The following is a 19,519-nucleotide window of genomic DNA, read 5'->3' as shown; positions in this document are numbered from 1 at the left end:
TGCAAGCGAGATGCCGTAACGCTTATTCGCGTTCCAGCGCACCCTTTCGAATTTCAACCTTGTAACGGCTCTCCAACCCCTTCAGGTAAGCCAGCCCTTGTGCCTTGGCATCCAGGCCCGCCAGACCGGCCGCAATCGGCTTCAACTTGTCTACCGAACCATCCACCGGCACAGCCTTGGTAATCTTGTAGATAACAAAACCGTTGGCGATCGCCCCGCCAGCATACATCGGCAGCTTGGCCCCATCCGCCTTGAAGATGTCGCGCAACACGGCGGGATCGACCGTGCCGGCCGCTTGGCGGGACAAGGTCTGCGCCCCGCCCCAGGCGAGTTCGACGGGTTTACCAGCCACCAGATCAGCTAGCTTGGCCTTGCCATCGGCGATGGCCAGTTCCTGCGCCTGCGCTGCAGCCAGCTTGGCGATGATCTGATCCTGCACCTCGGCCAGCGGACGCTGCCCGGCCGCCCGATAGTCCAGGACGTGGGCTGCCAGCAGCTTGCCCGGCGCAATCTCCACGGCCTCGCTGTTGTGCTTTTTCTTCACCACATCATCAGTGAAGACAGCGTCGAACACCTTGGGATTATTCAACTCTGGCTCGGCGGCCTGGCCACGGGCCAACCAGCCACTCTCCTTGACTTCAAGCTTGAATTGACCGGCAGCAGCCTCCAAGCTATCCGGCTGGTTATACAGTACATCATTGAATTTGTCGGCAACTCCCTGGAACTGTTGCGATGCCTTTTGGCCCTTCAGCAAGGCCTCGATCTGCGGCCTGACGTCGTCAAACCCTTTGGTCTTGACGTCCTCGAGCTTGAGGATGTGGTAGCCAAACTGGGTCTCGACCAGCCCCTTGATCTCGCCCTTGTTCATTGCAAACACGGCATCCTCAAACGGCTTGACGAAACCACCACCCTTTGCGTAGTAGCCGAGATCCCCACCCTTTGCGGCAGAACCAGGATCCTGCGACTGCTGCCGAGCCAGCTCCGCAAATTTGCCGGGCGTGGCCTGGACTTCTTTCAACAGGGCCTCAGCCTTTGCCTTGACCTTTTCCTTCTCGGCGGCAGGTGCATCTGCGGCAACGGACAGCAGAATATGAGCAACCTTGCGCTCCTCCCCGCCGAGATTTGCCTTATGTTCATCAAAATACTTGTGGAGTTCGTCTTCCGAGACGACCTGTTGATCCGCAATCGCCTGCTGCGACAGCACCACATACTTGACCCGAACCTGCTCCGGCTGCTTGAACTCGGCAAGATGGGCATCGTAATACTGCTTGGCTGCATCCGCTCCTAGTTTGACCTTCTCCCGGAACTGCGCCGGCGCAATGGTTGCAGCCAGCACTTCGCGCTGCTCGCCAAGCAATGCCGCAACCTTGGCCGCAGCGGTTTGGGATACGAATGCACTATCGAGCAAGCTACCGACGAGCTGTCGTGTCAACAGGTCATGTCGCACCTTGGCCTCCAAAGCCTCGGCGGACATGCCTTGGGCCTTGAGCAGCTGCTCATAGCGCGCCTTGCTGAACTGGCCATTTTCCTGGAGTGCGGGCTGGGATGCCAGGAAATGCGCCAACTCTGCATCAGAAATCGCCATTCCCTCCTTCTGGGCATGGACAATCTGCAGGCGCTGGCTGATCAGCGTCTTGAGCGCCTCGGCCCGGGCCTCTGGCGTCGAAGGCAGGTTCTGCATCATGCCGGCGAGCTCCTGGCGGGAAACCTTCTGGCCGCCTACCTCAGCCACAACGTTCGGATCTTCCGATACGTTGTAACTCCCCACACCCAACCCTACAAATGACAGGGCAATCACGCCAAGCATGACCTGCAAGGGCGTTTTGTACTTCTCGGCAAATGCAAACATGTGAATTCGAAACCAGACTAATTCTGTTGTGATAAATACAAGGGCCAGCGCGTCATTCTAGCCATAAAACGGCCGGCGGCAAGCATTTCGAATAATGATTGGGTAAAACAGAAAACAAAAAGGGTGAACCTAAGTTCACCCTTTTGCAATTTGGCGGAGCGGACGGGACTCGAACCCGCGACCCCCGGCGTGACAGGCCGGTATTCTAACCAACTGAACTACCGCTCCAAATTTGATCTGGTGGGCGCTGACGGAGTCGAACCGCCGACATTCTGCTTGTAAGGCAGACGCTCTACCAACTGAGCTAAGCGCCCGATCTCGCTGCGCGCTGACTTGCGTCTTGTGCAACGGAGACCGGCACTATACATATACTTTTCTAAAGTGGCAAGTATTTTTATTTTTTTGCAGCTTACTTCTTCTGTGGCTGCACCGACTCTTTCAGCGATTTGCCAGCGCGGAACTTCGGCAGGCGGGCAGCGGCGATCTTGATCGTCTTGCCCGTGCGCGGGTTACGGCCATTGCGAGCGGAACGCTCACCCACGTAGAACGTGCCGAAACCAACCAACGTTACCATGTCACCCTTCTTTAGTGCATCCTTGACTGCTTCGATCGCGCCGTCCAATGCACGGCCAGCAGCAGCCTTGGAAATCTCGGCGTGCCCGGCGATCGCATCGATCAATTCGGATTTGTTCACGAACGTCCCCTTTCCACTCAGTTATTGGTTTAACACAAACGTCCTACAGGGCTGTTATAGCAAGGGCAAAATCGCAATGTCAAGCAAATTGCCGGCCGGATTAGTGCTTCAAAGCCGCGCCTGTAGCGGACTCTTCTGCTGCTGGCGGCGCACTTATTCCGTCATCATGCTCCGGCAATGCTACGGGGCGACGTTCAAGCGCCAACTCAAACACTTGATCGATCCATTTAACCGGGTGGATGGCCAGTTTGTGTTTGATATTGTCAGGAATATCAGCAAGATCTTTGACGTTGCCTTCAGGAATCAACACATCCTTGATACCACCGCGATGTGCCGCAAGCAATTTCTCCTTGAGCCCACCGATCGGCAGCACCTCGCCACGCAAGGTAATCTCGCCGGTCATGGCAACATCGCAACGAACTGGTATCCCAGTCAGTACGGAGACCATCGCGGTGCTGATCGCAATACCCGCGCTCGGACCATCCTTGGGGGTAGCTCCTTCAGGCAAGTGGATGTGGATATCCTTCTTCTGATAGAACTCCTCGTCGATGCCAAGGCTTCGCGCACGACTACGCACGACCGACAGCGCAGCCTGGATCGATTCCTGCATCACCTCGCCCAGTTTGCCCGTGGTCGTCATCTTCCCCTTGCCCGGTAAGCTGACTGCTTCGATGGTCAACAACTCGCCACCGACTTCGGTCCATGCAAGGCCCGTCACCTGGCCCACCTGATTGGCCTGCTCTGCAAGGCCATAGGTATAACGGCGCACACCCAGGTATTTTTCCAGGCTACGGGAGGTCACCGACACGGCTTTGGCTGCCTTATCCTTCTTTAGCAACAAGGATTTCACGACTTTGCGCGCAATCTTGGCAATCTCGCGATCAAGGCTACGCACACCCGCCTCGCGGGTGTAGTAGCGCACGATGTCACGTACCGCCGATTCAGCAACAGTCAGCTCACCGTCCTGCAGCCCGTTCGCCTTCATCTGCTTGGGGATCAGGTAGCGCTCTGCGATATTGACCTTTTCATCTTCTGTGTAGCCAGCGAGACGAATCAGCTCCATGCGGTCAAGCAGCGGGGCCGGGATATTGGTCGAGTTGGCCGTCGCGACGAACATGACGTCCGACAGGTCGTATTCAACCTCGACGTAGTGATCGACGAACGACGAATTCTGCTCAGGGTCGAGCACCTCAAGCAGTGCCGAACTCGGATCACCACGGAAGTCCATGCCGAGCTTATCGACTTCATCGAGCAGGAACAGCGGATTGCGAACCGCCACCTTGGTCATGTTCTGCAAAATCTTGCCCGGCATGGACCCGATATAGGTACGGCGATGGCCTCGAATCTCGGATTCGTCGCGCACACCGCCAAGCGCCATGCGCACGAACTTCCGATTGGTCGCGCGTGCGATCGACTGTCCGAGAGAGGTCTTGCCGACCCCCGGAGGGCCGACCAGGCACAAGATCGGCGCCTTCAATTTGTCAACACGCTGCTGGACGGCCAGATACTCGAGAATCCGCTCCTTGACACGATCCAGGCCGTAGTGATCCTGATCGAGAATCTGTTCCGCCTGAGCCAGATCCTTGCTGATCTTGGTACGCTTCTTCCAGGGCAGGCCGATCACCGTATCGATGTAGTTACGCACGACGGTAGCTTCCGCCGACATCGGCGACATCATGCGCAGCTTCTTGAGCTCAGCCTCGGCTTTTGCCTTGGCTTCCTTGCTCATGCCTGCGGCCTTGATCTTCTTGTCGAGTTCTTCGAGGTCCGCGCCTTCTTCGACCTCGCCAAGCTCCTTCTGAATCGCCTTGACCTGCTCGTTGAGGTAATACTCGCGCTGACTCTTCTCCATCTGGCGCTTCACGCGGCCGCGAATGCGCTTTTCAACCTGCAGAATGTCGATTTCCGCTTCGAGTTGGCCAAGCAGATGATCAAGCCGAGCCTTGATCGGGAACATCTCCAGCACTTCCTGCTTTTGCTCGAGCTTGAGCGGCAGATGCGCAGCGATCGTATCCGCCAGACGACCCGCCTGGTCGATACCCGACAAGGAGGTCAGAATTTCCGGCGGAATTTTCTTGTTCAGTTTCACATACTGGTCGAACTGCCCAATCAAGGCCCGGCGCATTGCCTCGACTTCGTGATTCTCGCGATCGTCGTTTTCGACGGGCGTCACGCTGGCGGTGTAGTGAGTCTGCTCGTCGGCGACACTGTCGATCAGGGCACGCTGGGCACCTTCGACCAGCACCTTTACCGTACCGTCAGGCAGCTTCAACATCTGCAGCACGGTCGCGATGGTGCCAACGTTGTAGAGATCGTCTGGCTGCGGTTCATCTTTCGCAGCGGACTTCTGGGCAACCAACAGGATCTGCTTGCCATCCTCCATCGCGGTTTCCAGAGCCTTGATCGATTTCGGGCGGCCAACGAACAGCGGAATAACCATGTGCGGGAAGACCACTACGTCGCGCAACGGCAACAGTGGCAACACCGACAGGCTGGGAGATTGTTCATCTTGTTGTGACATGGCATTCACCCGATCATGTAGTTGATAGGTGGGCAGATGGAGGCGGCACAGGATAATTCAAGTCTGGCGCCGCTTTGCCCAAGGGGACAGGCTTATGGCTATGTTAGCCGATTTGCCTAGCCACAGTAGAAAAAAATCCGCCCGGAAACCGGGCGGATTTTCATATACGGCTGGATGTAACTGATTAGCTTGCGCTTTGTGCCGGCTGCACCTGATCTTCGTAAATCATCAGGGGCTGTGTGCCGTTGGTGACGCAGTTTTCATCGACCACAACCTTCTTGATGCCGGTCTGGCTAGGCAGATCGTACATCGTATCGAGCAGGGACTGTTCGAGGATGGAACGCAAACCACGCGCGCCCGTCTTTCTGGCGAGTGCCTTGCGGGCCGTGGCGCGCAGGGCATCCTCACGAATTTCCAGCTCAACCCCTTCGAGGTCGAACAGCTTCTGGTATTGCTTAACCAGTGCATTCTTGGGTTCGGTCAGGATCGTTACCAGAGCAGATTCGTCGAGCTCCTTCAGTGTCGCCACGACAGGCAGACGGCCGACAAACTCGGGAATCAAACCAAACTTGATCAGGTCCTCGGGCTCGACCTCGCGGAAGGTCTCACCGACCGCCACGTTGTCGTCCTTGCTATGTACCTGTGCACCAAAACCGATCCCACCTTTTTGCGAGCGGTTGCGGATGACCTTTTCCAGGCCATCGAAGGCACCGCCACAAATGAACAGGATGTTGGTGGTATCGACCTGCACGAACTCCTGGTTGGGGTGCTTGCGCCCGCCCTGCGGGGGAACAGAAGCAACCGTACCCTCGATCAGCTTCAGCAAGGCCTGCTGCACGCCCTCACCCGACACGTCCCGTGTAATCGACGGGTTATCGGACTTGCGCGAAATCTTGTCGATTTCGTCAATATAAACGATACCGCGCTGCGCCTTCTCGACTTCGTAGTCGCACTTCTGCAGCAACTTCTGGATGATGTTCTCGACATCTTCGCCGACATAGCCGGCCTCGGTCAGCGTCGTTGCATCGGCCATCACGAACGGTACATTGAGCAGTCGCGCCAGCGTCTGAGCGAGCAGCGTCTTGCCCGAACCAGTGGGGCCGATCAGCAGAATGTTGCTCTTTGCCAGCTCGACCTCGGACGTGCGGTCCTGCTGGGCCAGCCGCTTGTAATGGTTGTAGACGGCAACAGCCAGGATTTTCTTTGCCTGATCCTGGCCGATCACGTAGCTATCGAGAATCGAACGAATCTCGGCGGGAACCGGCAGGCGGCTATCACCCTGGATCTTGTCCCCTGCCTGCTGGCCTTGGGTTTCTTCGCGAATGATGTCGTTGCACAACTCGATACATTCGTCGCAGATAAACACCTGGGGGCCGGCGATCAGCTTGCGTACTTCATGCTGGCTCTTGCCGCAGAAGGAGCAGTAAAGCATCTTTTCATTGCTGTCGGACATGGCCGTATCCCCGAAAAAACTGGAAGAGAACTTCTATGGCAGCTCGTCGCTAGAGCTGAGAGAAAGACCCGGAATATCGGGTCAGTGTAGCGAATTTCAGTCAAGTAGGAAACGGGCCGCAAGCGGCCCGCCCCGGCTTGCGCAAATCAACCGCGAGTGGCGATGACCTGGTCGATCAGGCCATATTCACGGGCAGCCTCGGCGCTCATGAAATTGTCGCGGTCGGTATCGCGCTGGATAGTATCCAGCGGCTGGCCGGTATGATCGGCCAACATGCGATTGAGCTTGTCCTTCAGATACAAGATTTCCTTCGCATGGATCTCGATATCCGAGGCCTGCCCCTGAAAGCCGCCCAGCGGCTGGTGAATCATCACGCGCGAGTTGGGCAGCGCAAAACGTTTGCCCTTCTCGCCCGCGGCCAACAAGAACGCGCCCATGCTGCATGCCTGACCAATGCAGAGCGTGCTGACATTGGGCTTGATGAACTGCATGGTGTCGTAGATCGACATGCCGGCAGTGATCGAACCACCGGGCGAGTTGATGTACAACGAGATGTCCTTGTCGGGGTTTTCCGATTCGAGGAACAGCAACTGCGCCACGACCAGATTGGCAGAATCGTCCGTCACCGGGCCGACCAGAAATACAACACGTTCTTTCAACAGACGCGAGTAGATATCGTAGGCACGCTCGCCGCGCCCACTGCTCTCGACTACCATCGGGATCAAACCGATGTTTTGAGGCTGCCAATCCGATCTTTGGAACATTACTTATTCCCCATCAGTTCATCAAAACTGAGTTCCTTGTCCACGACCTTGGCCTGGGTCTTGACCCAAGCAACGACGTTTTCTTCGGTAGCCAACGCTTCAGGCCCTTCCAGGCGCTCACGGCTGGCGTAGTACCACTTGACCACGTCTTCAGGCTGCTCATAGGACTCGGCGAACTCTTCCACGATCGCACGGATCTGTTCCGGCTTGGCTTGCAGATTGTGGTGCTTCACCAATTCTGCAAGGATCAGGCCCAAAGAAACACGGCGGGTAGCCTGTTCGATGAACAGTTCAGCAGGAAGCTGCATGTTGGCGACATCGATGCCGCGCTGAGCGAAATCGTTGGCGGCCTGTTGTTGCAGGCGGCCAACCTCGAGCTGGATCAGCGCATTGGGTACGTCGAACTTGGCGTTGTCGATCAGTGCCTGCAGCACGGCTTCCTTGGTGCGGACCTTGAGGCGGCGGCTGACCTCGCGCTCGACGTTCTTCTTCACTTCGTCGCGCATCTTGGCAACGTCGCCGTCTTCGATGCCGAGCATCTTGGCGAAGTCTTCGTTCAGCTCAGGCAGTGCGGATTCAGCCACGTTCTTGACGGTGATTTCCCACGATACGGCCTTACCGGCAACATCCTTGCCGTGGTAATCCTCAGGAAAGGTCATATCGAAGGCCTTGGTTTCGCCTTCCTTCGCGCCGATGATGCCGGCCTCGAAGTCCTTCAGCATCTGGCCTTGACCCAGCCAAACGGAGTAATTCTGTGCGCTGCCGCCTTCGAACACTTCACCGTCGATCTTGCCGGCAAAGTCGATGATCACGCGGTCACCTTCCTGGGCGGCGCGCTCGACAGCCTTGAAGCTGGTACGCTGCTTACGCAGGATGTCGACGGTCTTGTCGACTTCTGCCTCGGTCACGGCGGTGACCGGGTTTTCGATTTCGACGCTGGACAACTCACCGACCTGGACTTCCGGATAGACTTCGAACACGGCGCTGAACGTGAAGTCAGTCGATTCGCCTTCGGCCGCAACCGGCTCGAAACGCGGATAGCCGGCTACACGCAGGTTCTGTTCGGAGACAGCTTGCGAAAAGCTGCGCTGAACCGTTTCACCCAGCACTTCTTCACGCACTTGTGGGCCGTAGAACTGCTCGACGATGCGCATCGGCGCCTTGCCCGGGCGGAAGCCCTGGATTTTTGCGGTGCGCGATACGCGCTTGAGGCGACTCGATACTTCGCCGTCGATCTGTGCAAACGGAACAACGATATTCAGACGGCGCTCCAGCTGGCCCAGTGTCTCCAGATTCACTTGCATTGCAATTCCTTAATGATCAATTACTTGAATTCAATCCACGCAGCCAGCGCCAAAGACCAGCGTGGCCCGAAAATCGGCAGAGTCGGTTTGACTGCAAACCGTGAATGATGCCATCCGGCCGGCCAACAGGCAAGCCGGCCCGGCCGGTAAGGCTAAAGCGCTGTGGCAGCGGGCGTAGCGAGCCCTTCGGCCAAGCATCCACCACCCTGGTCGCGGCGGTCGCTAAATGACAATTAGATACTACGATGAGAGTGGAGTGAGCCTCGGTTCCGGCAACGCCGTAACCGGGAACCGTCAACGTCACCGTATATTGAGCCACCAGGAGAGCCGAGCATGCCCGTCAGACCCCTTTGCCTTGTTGCCGCCAGCCTGATTGCGGCATTTTCCGCCGGTATGGCCCACGCCGCTGGCCAGCTCAACATCTACAACTGGAACGACTATATTGGCGAGACGACGGTGGCGGACTTCGGCCAGGCCCAGCAAGTCAAGGTCAGATATGATCTATACGACAGCAATGAAACCCTGCAAGCCAAGCTGCTGACCGGCAAGAGTGGCTACGACATCGTCGTGCCCTCACTCGAATTCGCCGCGCGACAGATCAAGTCCGGGCTGTACCTGAAGCTGAACAAGGCGAAGCTGACGAATCTCGACAATCTCGACCCGGCCATCCTTGCGAAGATGAGGGAGGCCGACCCCAACAACGAGTATCTCGTGCCCTATATGTGGGGCACCGCAGCTTTTGGCATCAATGTGGACAAGGTCAGGAAGGCGCTAGGCGACGAGCCCATGCCGGCGGATCGTTGGGAATTGGTGTTCAACCCCCACTACACCCGCAAGCTCAGGGCCTGCGGCATTTCCTATATGGATACCGGCTCCGACGTCTATTCCATGATCAACATCTATCGTGGGCGCGATGCCAACGATTTCAGCAAGGAAGCGCTCGAAGACAACAACCAGACCATCAAGCCGGTACGCAAGGACATCCGCGTATTCAACTCATCGCCGATCGACCTGCTGGCCAACGGGGACGTATGCGTGGCGCTGGCATTCAACGGCGACGTGTATATCGCCGCGGACCGAGCACGTGAAGCGCGAAAACCGTTCCGCATCGAATATGAAATCCCTACCAAGGGGGCGACGCTATGGATCGACAGCCTCGCCATCCCGAAGGACAGCAGAAACGTCGATAACGCCCATCTATGGATCAATTACATTCTTCGCCCGGAGGTAGCGGCGGCGATATCCAACAAGGTGAATTATGCCAACCCCAACATCAAAGCCACGCCACTGGTGACGCAGCACCTCAGGGACGACCCGAAGATCTACATGACGGCCGAAGCGTTGGCGAATCTGCAGCCCAAGAAGCCGCTGACGACAGAACAGCAAAGGCTGATCACCCTGCATTTCAACCGGCTCAAATCTGGTAGATGACGGGCGAACCCACAAAACGAAAACGCCATTGGCGCAGGCCAATGGCGTTGATATTCTGGTGCGTCGGAGAGGACTCGAACCTCCACAGCCTTGCAGCCGACAGGACCTAAACCTGTTGTGTCTACCAATTTCACCACCGACGCAGGCGGCCTCGAAATTTCGAGAGGCGCGAGTATAGCAGAGCCCCCCCATGCTGGCGAGGGGCGAAACAATCGCCGCCGCGCCCGCCCTTGTAGAGATCGACGCGAACCATGCAAGCCCCGAGCCTACCCAGCAACGAACAGGAGCGCATCTCGACATTGCGCAGCCTGCTGATTCTCGATACCGAGCCTGAGCAGTACTTCGACAATCTCACCAATATGGCCGCCGGCTTCTTCAATGTACCCATTGCACTGGTCAGCCTGGTCGATGCCAATCGGCAGTGGTTCAAGTCGAGATGCGGCCTGACAGCCAGCGAGACCTCTCGCGAGATTTCGTTTTGCGGCCATGCCATTCTGTCCGCCACCCCGCTGGTCATCGAAGACACGCTGACGGACGACCGCTTTGCCGATAACCCGCTGGTAACTGGCCCCCCGCGCATTCGGTTCTATGCCGGTGCGCCATTGAGAATGGACAACGGGGTGGCGATCGGAACCTTCTGCATCATCGATAGCGCCCCCAGGCACCTGGACGCGATGGAAATCACCATGCTGACCGACCTGGCGAAGCTGGTCGTTCAGGAGCTGCAGAGCCACCGCCCCATCGTCTGAACGATGTGCGGCGGTGGAGTATGGGCATCTGGATGGCTGGCGTTCAGGGGCGTCGCCTGAACCACCCGGTCAAGCTGATTCGATCCACCGTGGTTGGCAGCACCTCGTGGTAGTAGCGCTCGGACAGGAAGGTAACCAGTGTCCCGCCAAGTGGGGGGACATCCAGATAGGCGCCGTGCTCACCCTCGAGATAAATCCGTAAGGCGCCACCGTGCTCGGGTTGCCACTCGGGATTGAGGTAAAGAATGGTCGTCACGCGGCGCTCACCTGCACCGCGGAAGTTGTCGACATGACAGCGATAGTAGCTGCCCGGCGGGTAGACGGCAAAATGCGTCTCCAACTCAAACAGCCCGAGATAGAGCGACTGATTCAGCGTCTGCTGCAAGGCATCCATGCGCGACAGGTAGTCCGCCAGGGCCACATCGGCCGGGGCGTGCTCGTCGAGCCACAACACATGGTCGCCACGGATGGACTCCTGACGTTGCTGTGCCTGCCCCCGCCCCACGCCCGCAGCGTGAAACCGGCCGGCAGCCCAGGACTGGCGGGCCTCGCGAAGCAGGCCATCGACCTGCGCCGGCGACAGGAAGGCGGTCTCGATCGCCAGCCCATCCCGTACCAGCCCGGCGACGATGCGCTCAAGCTGTTCGGCGAAAATCCCCCCTGTGGCAACTGGCACGTTCATTTGCGACGGAACACCAGATCCCACACCCCGTGCCCGAGGTTGAGGCCACGCTGCTCGAACTTGGTCAACGGGCGATATTCAGGCTTCGGCGCGTAGCCATCGGCGGTGTTCACCAGCGCTGGACTTGCCGACAACACTTCGCGCATCTGGATGGCGTAGTCTTCCCAGTCGGTCGCCATGTGGATGTATGCGCCGGGCTTAAGCAATCGCACGATCTTGTCGACGAAGGGCGGCTGCACCAGGCGACGCTTGTGGTGGCGCTTCTTGTGCCAGGGGTCGGGAAAGAACAGATGAAAGCCGTCGAGGCTTTGTGGCGCGAGCATGTTGTCGACCACCTCGACCGCATCGTGGCGAATCAGGCGCAGGTTGCCGATGCCGCGCTCGTCGATGAGCTTGAGCAGGTTGCCAACCCCGGGGCTATGCACCTCGATACCGAGAAAATCGACATCCGGCTTGGCCTGCGCGATATCGGCAGTCGCACCGCCCATGCCAAAGCCGATCTCGAGCACCTTGGGCGCCGCCCGGCCAAACGCTGCATCGAGGTCGATTGCCACAGGCTGGTAGCCAACCCCCCATTTCGGCATGAGCGTGTCGATGGCCCTCGCCTGCGCGTCGGTCAAATGCCCCTGCCGCAGTACGAAACTGCGGATAGGGCGAAGTTTGGGGTCATCGGGGTTGGTGTAGACGTCGTTGGACATGAAGACTTCTTGCTTGCAGAGAGGGTCAGGCGCGGCCTGGCGCGCCGTTCTAAAATCAGTTTTTGCCGAGCAACCCGCTCATCGGCGAGCTCGGGTCGGCGCTGTAGAGCTTTCTTGGCATACGGCCAGCGAGAAAAGCCTCCCGGCCGGCTTCCACGGCCTTTTTCATCGCACTGGCCATCAATATCGGCTGGCCAGCATGGGCAATGGCAGTATTCATCAACACGCCATCGCACCCCAACTCCATCGCAATGGCCGCGTCGGATGCGCTACCCACGCCGGCATCCACCAGCACGGGCACCTTGCTCTGCTCGATGATGAGCCGCAGGTTCCAGGGATTCAGGATGCCCATACCGGAGCCGATGAGGCTCGCCAGCGGCATGATCGCGCAACAGCCGATCTCTTCAAGCTGCCTGGCGATGATGGGGTCGTCGGAGGTATACACCATCACATCGAAGCCATCCTTGACCAGCGTTTCGGCGGCCTTCAGGGTTTCCAGGACATTGGGGAACAGTGTGTTGGGGTCGCCCAGCACCTCGAGCTTGACGAGCTTGTGCCCATCGAGCAGCTCGCGCGCGAGCCGCAAGGTGCGCACCGCGTCGTCGGCCGTATAGCAGCCGGCTGTATTGGGCAGTATCGTGTATTTCGATGGCGGCACGGCGTCGAGCAGATTGGGCTGGCTCGGGTCCTGGCCGATATTCACGCGGCGGATCGCCACCGTGACAATATCCGCGCCGCTTGCCTCGATGGCAGCACGCGTTTCAGCAAAATCCTTGTACTTGCCGGTACCCACCAACAGGCGCGAGCCATACGCTTGGCCTGCGATCGTCAGCAAATCATGCTGGGCTTGAGTTGTCATGCTTTAACCTTGTTGAACATAGCCGTGCCAACGGGACACGCCGCGCAGGTCAGCCACCGCCGACCGCCACCACGATTTCCAGACGATCTCCATCCACGATGACGGCGTCGCCATGCTGGCTACGCGGCACGATGTCGCCATTGCATTCCACCGCGAGCCGCTTGCCGGCCAAGTCGATTCGGGTAAGCAGCTCGGCCAGGGTAAGCTGGGCCTCGAAGACCTGAGCCTGGCCGTTGATGTGGACAGTAATCACGGGATGAAACGGGGGAGAAAGGGAAGCGATTCTATCATGCGCGCCTCGCGCACTTCCAACCCGGGTTTACCTGCAAGCCCCGCTCATCCGGGCGTGCGCATGCGGTTGATGCGGACCACCACCTGCAGCTGGCGCAGTGATTTCATCACGCGTGCGAGATGCTGCCGGTTTTCGACCTGCAGCGTGAAATTGAGCACCGAATAGGCCGTCTGCGCCTGCTCATCTTCCATGTGGACATTTTGAATGTTGGCGGCTTCATCGGCGATGGTCGCGGCGATCTGCGCCAGTGCGCCACGCTCGTGCACCGCCAGCACCTTGACGGCGACGTCGAACATGCGCTTGACGGCCGGATCCCACTGCACGTCGAGCATCTTTTCCGGGTCAGGCCGGCTCTTGCGCAGCACCGGGCAATCATGGGTGTGCACGATGAGGCCCTGGCCCTTCTTGACCATGCCGATGATCGGGTCTCCAGGGATCGGGCTACAGCAGTTGGCAAACTGCACTGCCATGCCTTCGGTACCGTAGATGGTGATCGCACCAGGCTTCTGCGCCTCCACCGGCATCTGCCCGGAGAGCTGCAGCAGGCGCCGCGCCACGACCACCGGCAGGCGCTTGCCGAGGCCGATGTCCGAGAGGATTTCCTGCCGCGACTTGTCGCCGGACTCCTTGAGCATCCCTTCCCACAGCGCATCGCTCAGCTCGACATGGTCGGTCTTCAGTGCGTGCAACGACTGGCTCAGCATGCGCTCGCCCAATGCAACCGATTCTTCGTAACGCATTGTCTTGAAGAAATGGCGGATGTGCGACCGCGCCTTGCCGGTGGCGACGAAGTTGAGCCAGCTGGGGTTCGGCTTGGCCGTACTGGCCGTGATGATCTCGACACGATCGCCGTTGCGCAGGATGGTGCGCAATGGCATCAGCTCGTAATTGATCTTGGCTGCGATACAACGGTTGCCGATATCGGTGTGCACGGCATAGGCGAAATCGACAGCGGTTGCGCCTTGCGGCATGGCCATGATCTTGCCCTTGGGCGTGAACACGTAGACCTCGTCCGGAAAGAGGTCGACCTTGATGTGTTCCAGGAATTCGACCGAATCACCGCTTTCCGACTGGATCTCGAGCAGGCTCTTGAGCCACTGGTGCGTCTTCTGCTGCACCTCGTTGATACTCACGTTGCCCGACTTGTACATCCAGTGCGACGCCACGCCGGCTTCTGCCACCTTGTGCATGTCCTGGGTGCGGATCTGCACCTCGAGCGGCGTGCCATAAGGGCCGAACAAGGTCGTATGCAAGCTCTGGTAGCCGTTGGCCTTGGGAATGGCGATATAGTCCTTGAACTTGCCGGGAATCGGCTTGTACAGGCCGTGCAGCATGCCGAGCGTGAGGTAACAGGACGGCACATCCTTGACGATCACGCGCAAACCATAGATATCTAGCACCTGCGAGAAGGTCAGGTGCTTTTCCTGCATCTTGCGGTAAATCGAGAACAGGTGCTTCTCGCGCCCGGACACCAGCGCCTCGACCCCGGATTCAGACAGCTTGCCGCGCACCGCATCCATGATCTTGCCCACCACCTCGCGACGGTTGCCGCGCGCGACGCGCATGGCCTTCGCCAGCACCTGGTAGCGGTGCGGGTAGACATACTGGAAGCCCAGGTCTTCCAGCTCCTGGTATACCGCGTTGAGCCCGATGCGATTGGCGATCGGCGCGTAGATTTCCATCGTCTCGCGCGCGATGCGCTTCTGCTTTTCCGGGTTCATCGCCTCCAGCGTGCGCATATTGTGCAGACGGTCGGCGAGCTTGATCAGGATGACGCGGATATCGCGCGCCATCGCAAGCAGCATCTTGCGGAAGTTCTCGGCCTGGGCGTCTTCCTTGGTCTGGAACTCCAGGCGTTCCAGCTTTGACAGGCCGTCGACCAGATCGGCGACCTGCTTGCCGAACTGTTCGGCAATCTCGAGCTTGGTGACGCCCGTATCCTCCATCACGTCGTGCATCAGCGCGGCACACAGCGCCTGCGAATCGAGAAACCACTCGGACAGGATGCCGGCGACGGCGACAGGATGGGTGATGTAAGGCTCGCCGCTCTTGCGGAACTGCCCGTGATGGGCACGCGCGGCGAAATGGTATGCGACTTCGAGCTGGTGGACTTCTTCCGGCTTCAGATAGGCGGAAACCTTATCCAGCAGTGCCTGTGCTTCAGGCAAGACGGGGTCCGGGTCGGGGCCGACCGGGGGACGTTTGGACGGAATCGTCTGCTGCACGCCCAGCATGTCAGGCCCCTCGCCGACGGCGGCTTACGCCTGCCCCCGATTGAGGATCTCGGTGCCGACGTGGCCGGAAGCAATTTCGCGCAATGCGATGACGGTGAACTTATCCTTGCCGGCATCCACGAACGGCGTGCCGCCGTTGGCGAGCTGGCGCGCGCGGTAGGTTGCGGCCAGGGTCAGATCAAAACGATTGGGGATGAGATGCAGGCAGTCATCAACGGTGATACGGGCCATGGTGTTTCCTTGCTAACTAAATGGATTACTGTCAATTTTGCAGTGTGGCCGGCATTTTGCAAGCCACAACTGCATCAAAGGCTACCGCCCTTGAGTTCGGCAAACAGGATGTGGTGCCTGGCAGCCTGCTGAGCCAGCTTGAGGCGCTGGCTGCGCACGATCGCCAGCAAGTCCCCGATCGCGGTGTCGATATCGTCGTTGACCACCACGTAGTCAAACTCGTCGACATGGGAAATATCGTCGCAAACGGCCGCCAGCCGCTTGGCAATGACCTCTTCGCTATCCTTGCCGCGACCGCGCAGGCGGCCTTCCAGCTCGACGCGCGAAGGCGGCATGATGAAAATGCCGACGGCCTCGCGGAACAGTTGCCGCACCTGGCGCGCGCCCTGCCAATCAATCTCGAGCAGGATATCCCGCCCCGCGGCGATCTGGTCGGCGAGCCAGGGCTGGGATGTACCGTAATAATTACCGTAGACCTCGGCGCTTTCCAGAAATTCGCCTCGGCCGACCATTTCCTGAAACTGCTCGCGCGTCACGAAATGGTAATCCAGGCCATCTGTTTCACCGTCGCGTGGCGCGCGAGTCGTGTAAGAGACGGACAGCTTGATGTCGCAATCCGCGGCAAGCAGGCCGCGGACCAGCGTCGTCTTGCCAGCACCGGAGGGCGCGACCACGACAAAAATGGAACCTTGTTGCATTGGCGTTGGCAGGCTCGCGCCGTGCGAGCTCAGAGGAAAATATAAACGATGAGATTACCACAAGCCGGCATTGCGGCCCAAGCCGTCACTCGATGTTCTGAATCTGCTCACGCATCTGTTCGATGAGCACCTTGAGCTCCATCGATATCTGCGACACATCCGCAGCCACCGACTTGGAACCCAGGGTATTGGCTTCGCGGTTCAATTCCTGCATCAGGAAATCGAGCCGCTTGCCGACCGATCCGCCGGCCTTGAGGATGCGCTTGAGCTCGCCCAGATGGGTCCGCAAGCGGCCGACCTCTTCGTCGACGTCGATCTTCTGCGCGAACATCGCAAATTCCTGGCGGATGCGGTCATCTTCGACGTTGACCATCGCCTCCTTGAGGCGGGCGCCGATCTTCTCCTGATAGGCCGTGACCAGTGCGGGAATCTTGGGCTCAACCTCATCGACCAGCACTTCCATCTTGGCCACGCGTTGCAGGATGATGTCTGCGAGCTTGGCACCCTCGCGCTGGCGGCTGGCCGAAAAGTCGTTGAGCGACTGATTCAGCATCTCGACTACCGTTTGCTGAAGCAGCTCGGCCGGCACGTCGTCAGTCGCCAGCACACCGGGCCAGCGCAATAGCTCGCCGACCTTGAGTTCGCCCGCATCGGGCGAGATGGAGCGTACCTGGCGGCTCAGCGCAAGCAGTTGCTCGACCAGTGCCTGATTGAGCGTCAGCGTCGTCTGCGCTCCGGCCTGCACATTCATCTGGATACGGCAGTCGACCTTGCCGCGCGACAGCTTGCTGGCGATCAGCTCGCGCAACTGGGGCTCCACCACGCGCAACTCGTCCGGCATGCGGAATTGCGCTTCCAGATAGCGGTGGTTGACCGCGCGCAAATCCAGCGTCAGCGACACCCCACCTAATTCTCGGCTGGTATTGGCATATCCGGTCATGCTAAAAATCATGGTGAGCGCTCCGTGTAGGCTGCTTCCGCTATGAGCGGAGGCATTTATTAGGCTATACTTATATAGAGTAATTACTTGACTCTTTACTTGCGCGGCTGGAGCCATGACAATGCATGGCCCGGTTTAAGTACTATACCATATACCAATATCAGCGATGGCTAATCAAACCAACCGGCCTCTACCCCGTGGTTACCAGTTGCTCAACTACACGATCGTCAAGCAATTGTCGGCCGGTGGCTTCAGCATCGTTTATCTGGCTCACGACGAGAACGACAAGCCCGTGGCGATCAAGGAGTATCTGCCCAATTCGCTGGTATTGCGCACCGAGGGCGACAAGATAGTCGCTACAGACCCCGACAAGCTCGCGACGTTCAAATTCGGCCTCAAGTGCTTCTTCGACGAAGGCAAGACGCTGGCGCACATCCAGCATCCGAACGTGGTGCGCGTGCTGAATTTCTTCCGTGCCAACGAGACGGTCTACATGGCCATGGAGTATGAGCGCGGCCGCACCTTGCAGCGCGAGATCCAGCTGCACCAGTCGGTACGCGAGGACATCATCCGGCATGTGTTCTATCACATGCTCAACGGGCTGCGGGAGGTGCACCTGAACAAGCTGCTGCACCTCGACATCAAGCCCGCCAACATCTATATCCGGCGTGACTCCAGCCCGGTCCTGCTCGACTTTGGCTCGGCACGGCAAACCCTGACCAGCGAGGTGAAGCGGTTCACACCGATGTACACGCCCGGCTTCGCGGCCCCCGAGCAGTACCGCGGGCGCGAGCACTTGGGGCCGTGGACCGACATCTATGCGGTAGGCGCCAGCATCTTTGCCTGCATGGCCGGCTTTGCGCCACAGGCGGCCGATGCACGGCTGGAAGACGACAAGCTGGCGTCGGCCAAGAAGCTCTGGAAAGGCAAGTATTCGGACGAACTGCTGGATATCGTCGACTGGTGCCTGAAGCTCAACCATCTCGATCGCCCGCAAAGCGTGCATGCGCTGCAGAAGGCCCTCAGCCACAAGCCGCATGTACCGCCGCCCAAGGCCACAATCCTGAGCAACCTCAAGGGTACGCTGGCCAAGATTCGCATGCGCTAGGCCTGATCTTTAGCGTTTTACGCCGCCCTGCAATCACCCTATAATTATCCAGACAACATATTCCATAACGGTCATGAAGTTCTCCATCTACCAAGAAAGCCGGCGCGGCGCCCGCAAATACAACCAGGACCGGGTTGGGTATTCCTATAGCCGCGACGCCTTGCTGCTGGTAGTCGCCGATGGCATGGGCGGCCATCTTCACGGCGAGGTGGCCTCGCAGATCACCATCGAGTTGCTGGCCGATCAGTTCCAGAAACGCGCGCGCCCCGTCATCAACGCCCCGGCGGCCTTCCTGGTCGATTCGCTGGCGAAGGCGCACGACGCGATCCTCAATTATTCCGCCAACCATCACCTGCTCGAGACGCCGCGCACCACCTGTATCGCCTGTCTGGTGCAGGACGGCACCGCCTATTGGGCGCACGCTGGTGATTCCCGCCTCTATCATTTCCGCAAGGGTGCCATCCTGAGCCACACGCGCGACCATTCTAAGGTGCAGCAGATGGTCGACAATGGCTTCCTGACCGAGGAAGAAGCCCTGCGCCACCCCGAGCGCAACAAGATCTATAGCTGCCTGGGTGGCCTCGCGCCCCCCGAGATCGAGTCCGGCGGCAAGGTGCCGTTGCACGAGGGAGATTCCCTGCTGCTGTGTACGGATGGCTTCTGGGGGCCGCTGCCGGAAGACGAGCTGGTCAGCTTCCTCGGCAATTACCCGGTGCTCTATGCGCTCCCGCAATTGATGGACCGCGCGGAAGTGCGCGGCGGCAAGCACGGCGACAACCTGTCGGTGCTCGGCATCACCTGGCTGGAAGAAGACACGGCCTCTGATGACAAGCATGCCGTGCACACCAAGACCTTGCCGCTGGACAGCTTCACCACACGCCTGAAGGAGCTCGACGCCGAGCAGATCATGCGTGCAGACAAGGAAGTCAGCGAGATGGACATCGAGGCGGCCATCGCCGAGATCAAAGCCACCATCGAGAAATACTCGAAGTAATCCGTGGCGCGGGTGTTG

18 protein-coding genes and 3 tRNA genes are annotated in these 19,519 nt (G+C 59.0%); 4 read left to right on the top strand and 17 right to left on the bottom strand.

Features of this window, described 5'->3' with window-relative positions; translation table 11 throughout:
- Nucleotides 1-22: 22 nt before the first annotated feature.
- The 8 genes from ABWL39_RS06670 to tig form a co-directional block, all read right to left on the bottom strand.
- On the bottom strand, nucleotides 23-1,849 hold the full coding sequence (locus ABWL39_RS06670) for a SurA N-terminal domain-containing protein (RefSeq protein WP_367788365.1): 1,827 nt from the start codon (nucleotides 1,847-1,849) through the stop codon (nucleotides 23-25).
- Between the two features lie 151 nt (nucleotides 1,850-2,000).
- Nucleotides 2,001-2,077, bottom strand: a tRNA-Asp gene (locus ABWL39_RS06665).
- A 10-nt stretch (nucleotides 2,078-2,087) separates the two neighbouring features.
- A tRNA-Val gene (locus ABWL39_RS06660) sits at nucleotides 2,088-2,163 on the bottom strand.
- A gap of 95 nt (nucleotides 2,164-2,258) precedes the next feature.
- Complete coding sequence (locus ABWL39_RS06655) at nucleotides 2,259-2,543, bottom strand: HU family DNA-binding protein (RefSeq protein ID WP_367788363.1); 285 nt, start codon at nucleotides 2,541-2,543, stop codon at nucleotides 2,259-2,261.
- A gap of 100 nt (nucleotides 2,544-2,643) precedes the next feature.
- Complete coding sequence (lon, locus tag ABWL39_RS06650) at nucleotides 2,644-5,064, bottom strand: endopeptidase La (RefSeq protein WP_367788361.1); 2,421 nt, start codon at nucleotides 5,062-5,064, stop codon at nucleotides 2,644-2,646.
- A 184-nt stretch (nucleotides 5,065-5,248) separates the two neighbouring features.
- Entirely contained in the window at nucleotides 5,249-6,517 is a 1,269-nt protein-coding gene (gene clpX, locus ABWL39_RS06645; RefSeq protein WP_367788359.1) for an ATP-dependent Clp protease ATP-binding subunit ClpX, read from the bottom strand.
- Between the two features lie 146 nt (nucleotides 6,518-6,663).
- Nucleotides 6,664-7,281 (bottom strand): ATP-dependent Clp endopeptidase proteolytic subunit ClpP, encoded by a 618-nt coding sequence (gene clpP, locus ABWL39_RS06640; protein ID WP_367788357.1) that lies wholly within the window; start codon nucleotides 7,279-7,281, stop codon nucleotides 6,664-6,666.
- Nucleotides 7,281-8,585 (bottom strand): trigger factor, encoded by a 1,305-nt coding sequence (gene tig / locus ABWL39_RS06635; RefSeq protein WP_367788355.1) that lies wholly within the window; start codon nucleotides 8,583-8,585, stop codon nucleotides 7,281-7,283. The genes clpP and tig overlap by 1 nt, the downstream gene beginning before the upstream one ends.
- A 333-nt stretch (nucleotides 8,586-8,918) precedes the next feature.
- Here tig and ABWL39_RS06630 point away from each other — a divergent pair, with 333 nt between their 5' ends.
- Nucleotides 8,919-10,016, top strand: a complete 1,098-nt coding sequence (locus tag ABWL39_RS06630) for an extracellular solute-binding protein (RefSeq protein WP_367788353.1) — start codon at nucleotides 8,919-8,921, stop codon at nucleotides 10,014-10,016.
- A gap of 56 nt (nucleotides 10,017-10,072) precedes the next feature.
- On the opposite strand, the gene ABWL39_RS06625 is transcribed toward ABWL39_RS06630, so the two are convergent.
- Nucleotides 10,073-10,159: transfer RNA gene (locus tag ABWL39_RS06625), tRNA-Leu, on the bottom strand.
- A 108-nt stretch (nucleotides 10,160-10,267) separates the two neighbouring features.
- Here ABWL39_RS06625 and ABWL39_RS06620 point away from each other — a divergent pair.
- Nucleotides 10,268-10,765 (top strand): GAF domain-containing protein, encoded by a 498-nt coding sequence (locus ABWL39_RS06620; protein WP_367788351.1) that lies wholly within the window; start codon nucleotides 10,268-10,270, stop codon nucleotides 10,763-10,765.
- Between the two features lie 43 nt (nucleotides 10,766-10,808).
- On the opposite strand, the gene ABWL39_RS06615 is transcribed toward ABWL39_RS06620, so the two are convergent.
- From ABWL39_RS06615 to ABWL39_RS06580, 8 genes are all read right to left on the bottom strand, one after another.
- The gene (locus ABWL39_RS06615) at nucleotides 10,809-11,447 is read right to left on the bottom strand and encodes a 2OG-Fe(II) oxygenase (RefSeq protein ID WP_367788349.1); all 639 of its coding nucleotides are present in this window, start codon (nucleotides 11,445-11,447) and stop codon (nucleotides 10,809-10,811) included.
- Nucleotides 11,444-12,145, bottom strand: coding sequence for a tRNA (guanosine(46)-N7)-methyltransferase TrmB (gene trmB, locus ABWL39_RS06610; RefSeq protein ID WP_367788346.1), 702 nt, complete (start codon nucleotides 12,143-12,145; stop codon nucleotides 11,444-11,446). Before trmB ends, ABWL39_RS06615 begins: the two co-directional genes overlap by 4 nt.
- 55 nt (nucleotides 12,146-12,200) lie before the next feature.
- Nucleotides 12,201-13,004: a thiazole synthase gene (locus ABWL39_RS06605; RefSeq protein ID WP_367788344.1), complete on the bottom strand. Its 804-nt coding sequence runs from the start codon at nucleotides 13,002-13,004 to the stop codon at nucleotides 12,201-12,203.
- 49 nt (nucleotides 13,005-13,053) lie between these two features.
- Nucleotides 13,054-13,257 carry a sulfur carrier protein ThiS gene (gene thiS, locus ABWL39_RS06600; RefSeq protein WP_367788342.1) on the bottom strand — a complete coding sequence of 68 codons (204 nt, stop codon included), beginning with the start codon at nucleotides 13,255-13,257 and terminating at the stop codon, nucleotides 13,054-13,056.
- Between the two features lie 83 nt (nucleotides 13,258-13,340).
- A complete protein-coding gene (locus ABWL39_RS06595; protein ID WP_367788340.1) occupies nucleotides 13,341-15,530 on the bottom strand; it encodes a bifunctional (p)ppGpp synthetase/guanosine-3',5'-bis(diphosphate) 3'-pyrophosphohydrolase in 2,190 nt (729 codons plus the stop codon).
- Nucleotides 15,531-15,554: 24 nt separating this feature from the next.
- The gene (gene rpoZ, locus ABWL39_RS06590) at nucleotides 15,555-15,761 is read right to left on the bottom strand and encodes a DNA-directed RNA polymerase subunit omega (protein ID WP_367788338.1); all 207 of its coding nucleotides are present in this window, start codon (nucleotides 15,759-15,761) and stop codon (nucleotides 15,555-15,557) included.
- A gap of 74 nt (nucleotides 15,762-15,835) precedes the next feature.
- The gene (gene gmk, locus ABWL39_RS06585; protein WP_367788336.1) at nucleotides 15,836-16,459 is read right to left on the bottom strand and encodes a guanylate kinase; all 624 of its coding nucleotides are present in this window, start codon (nucleotides 16,457-16,459) and stop codon (nucleotides 15,836-15,838) included.
- 85 nt (nucleotides 16,460-16,544) lie between these two features.
- Nucleotides 16,545-17,411, bottom strand: coding sequence for a YicC/YloC family endoribonuclease (locus tag ABWL39_RS06580; protein ID WP_367788334.1), 867 nt, complete (start codon nucleotides 17,409-17,411; stop codon nucleotides 16,545-16,547).
- A 154-nt stretch (nucleotides 17,412-17,565) separates the two neighbouring features.
- Between ABWL39_RS06580 and ABWL39_RS06575 the strand changes: the two genes are divergently transcribed.
- Both ABWL39_RS06575 and ABWL39_RS06570 read left to right on the top strand, forming a co-directional pair.
- Nucleotides 17,566-18,507 (top strand): serine/threonine protein kinase, encoded by a 942-nt coding sequence (locus ABWL39_RS06575; protein ID WP_367788332.1) that lies wholly within the window; start codon nucleotides 17,566-17,568, stop codon nucleotides 18,505-18,507.
- A 73-nt stretch (nucleotides 18,508-18,580) separates the two neighbouring features.
- Nucleotides 18,581-19,501 carry a PP2C family serine/threonine-protein phosphatase gene (locus ABWL39_RS06570; protein ID WP_367788330.1) on the top strand — a complete coding sequence of 307 codons (921 nt, stop codon included), beginning with the start codon at nucleotides 18,581-18,583 and terminating at the stop codon, nucleotides 19,499-19,501.
- Nucleotides 19,502-19,519 lie beyond the last annotated feature (18 nt).

This window comes from Chitinivorax sp. PXF-14, from assembly GCF_040812015.1.
Lineage (GTDB): Bacteria > Pseudomonadota > Gammaproteobacteria > Burkholderiales > SCOH01 > JBFNXJ01.
The sequence above is the reverse complement of the archived record's forward strand: the minus strand, read 5'-3'. Positions and strand labels throughout refer to the sequence as shown.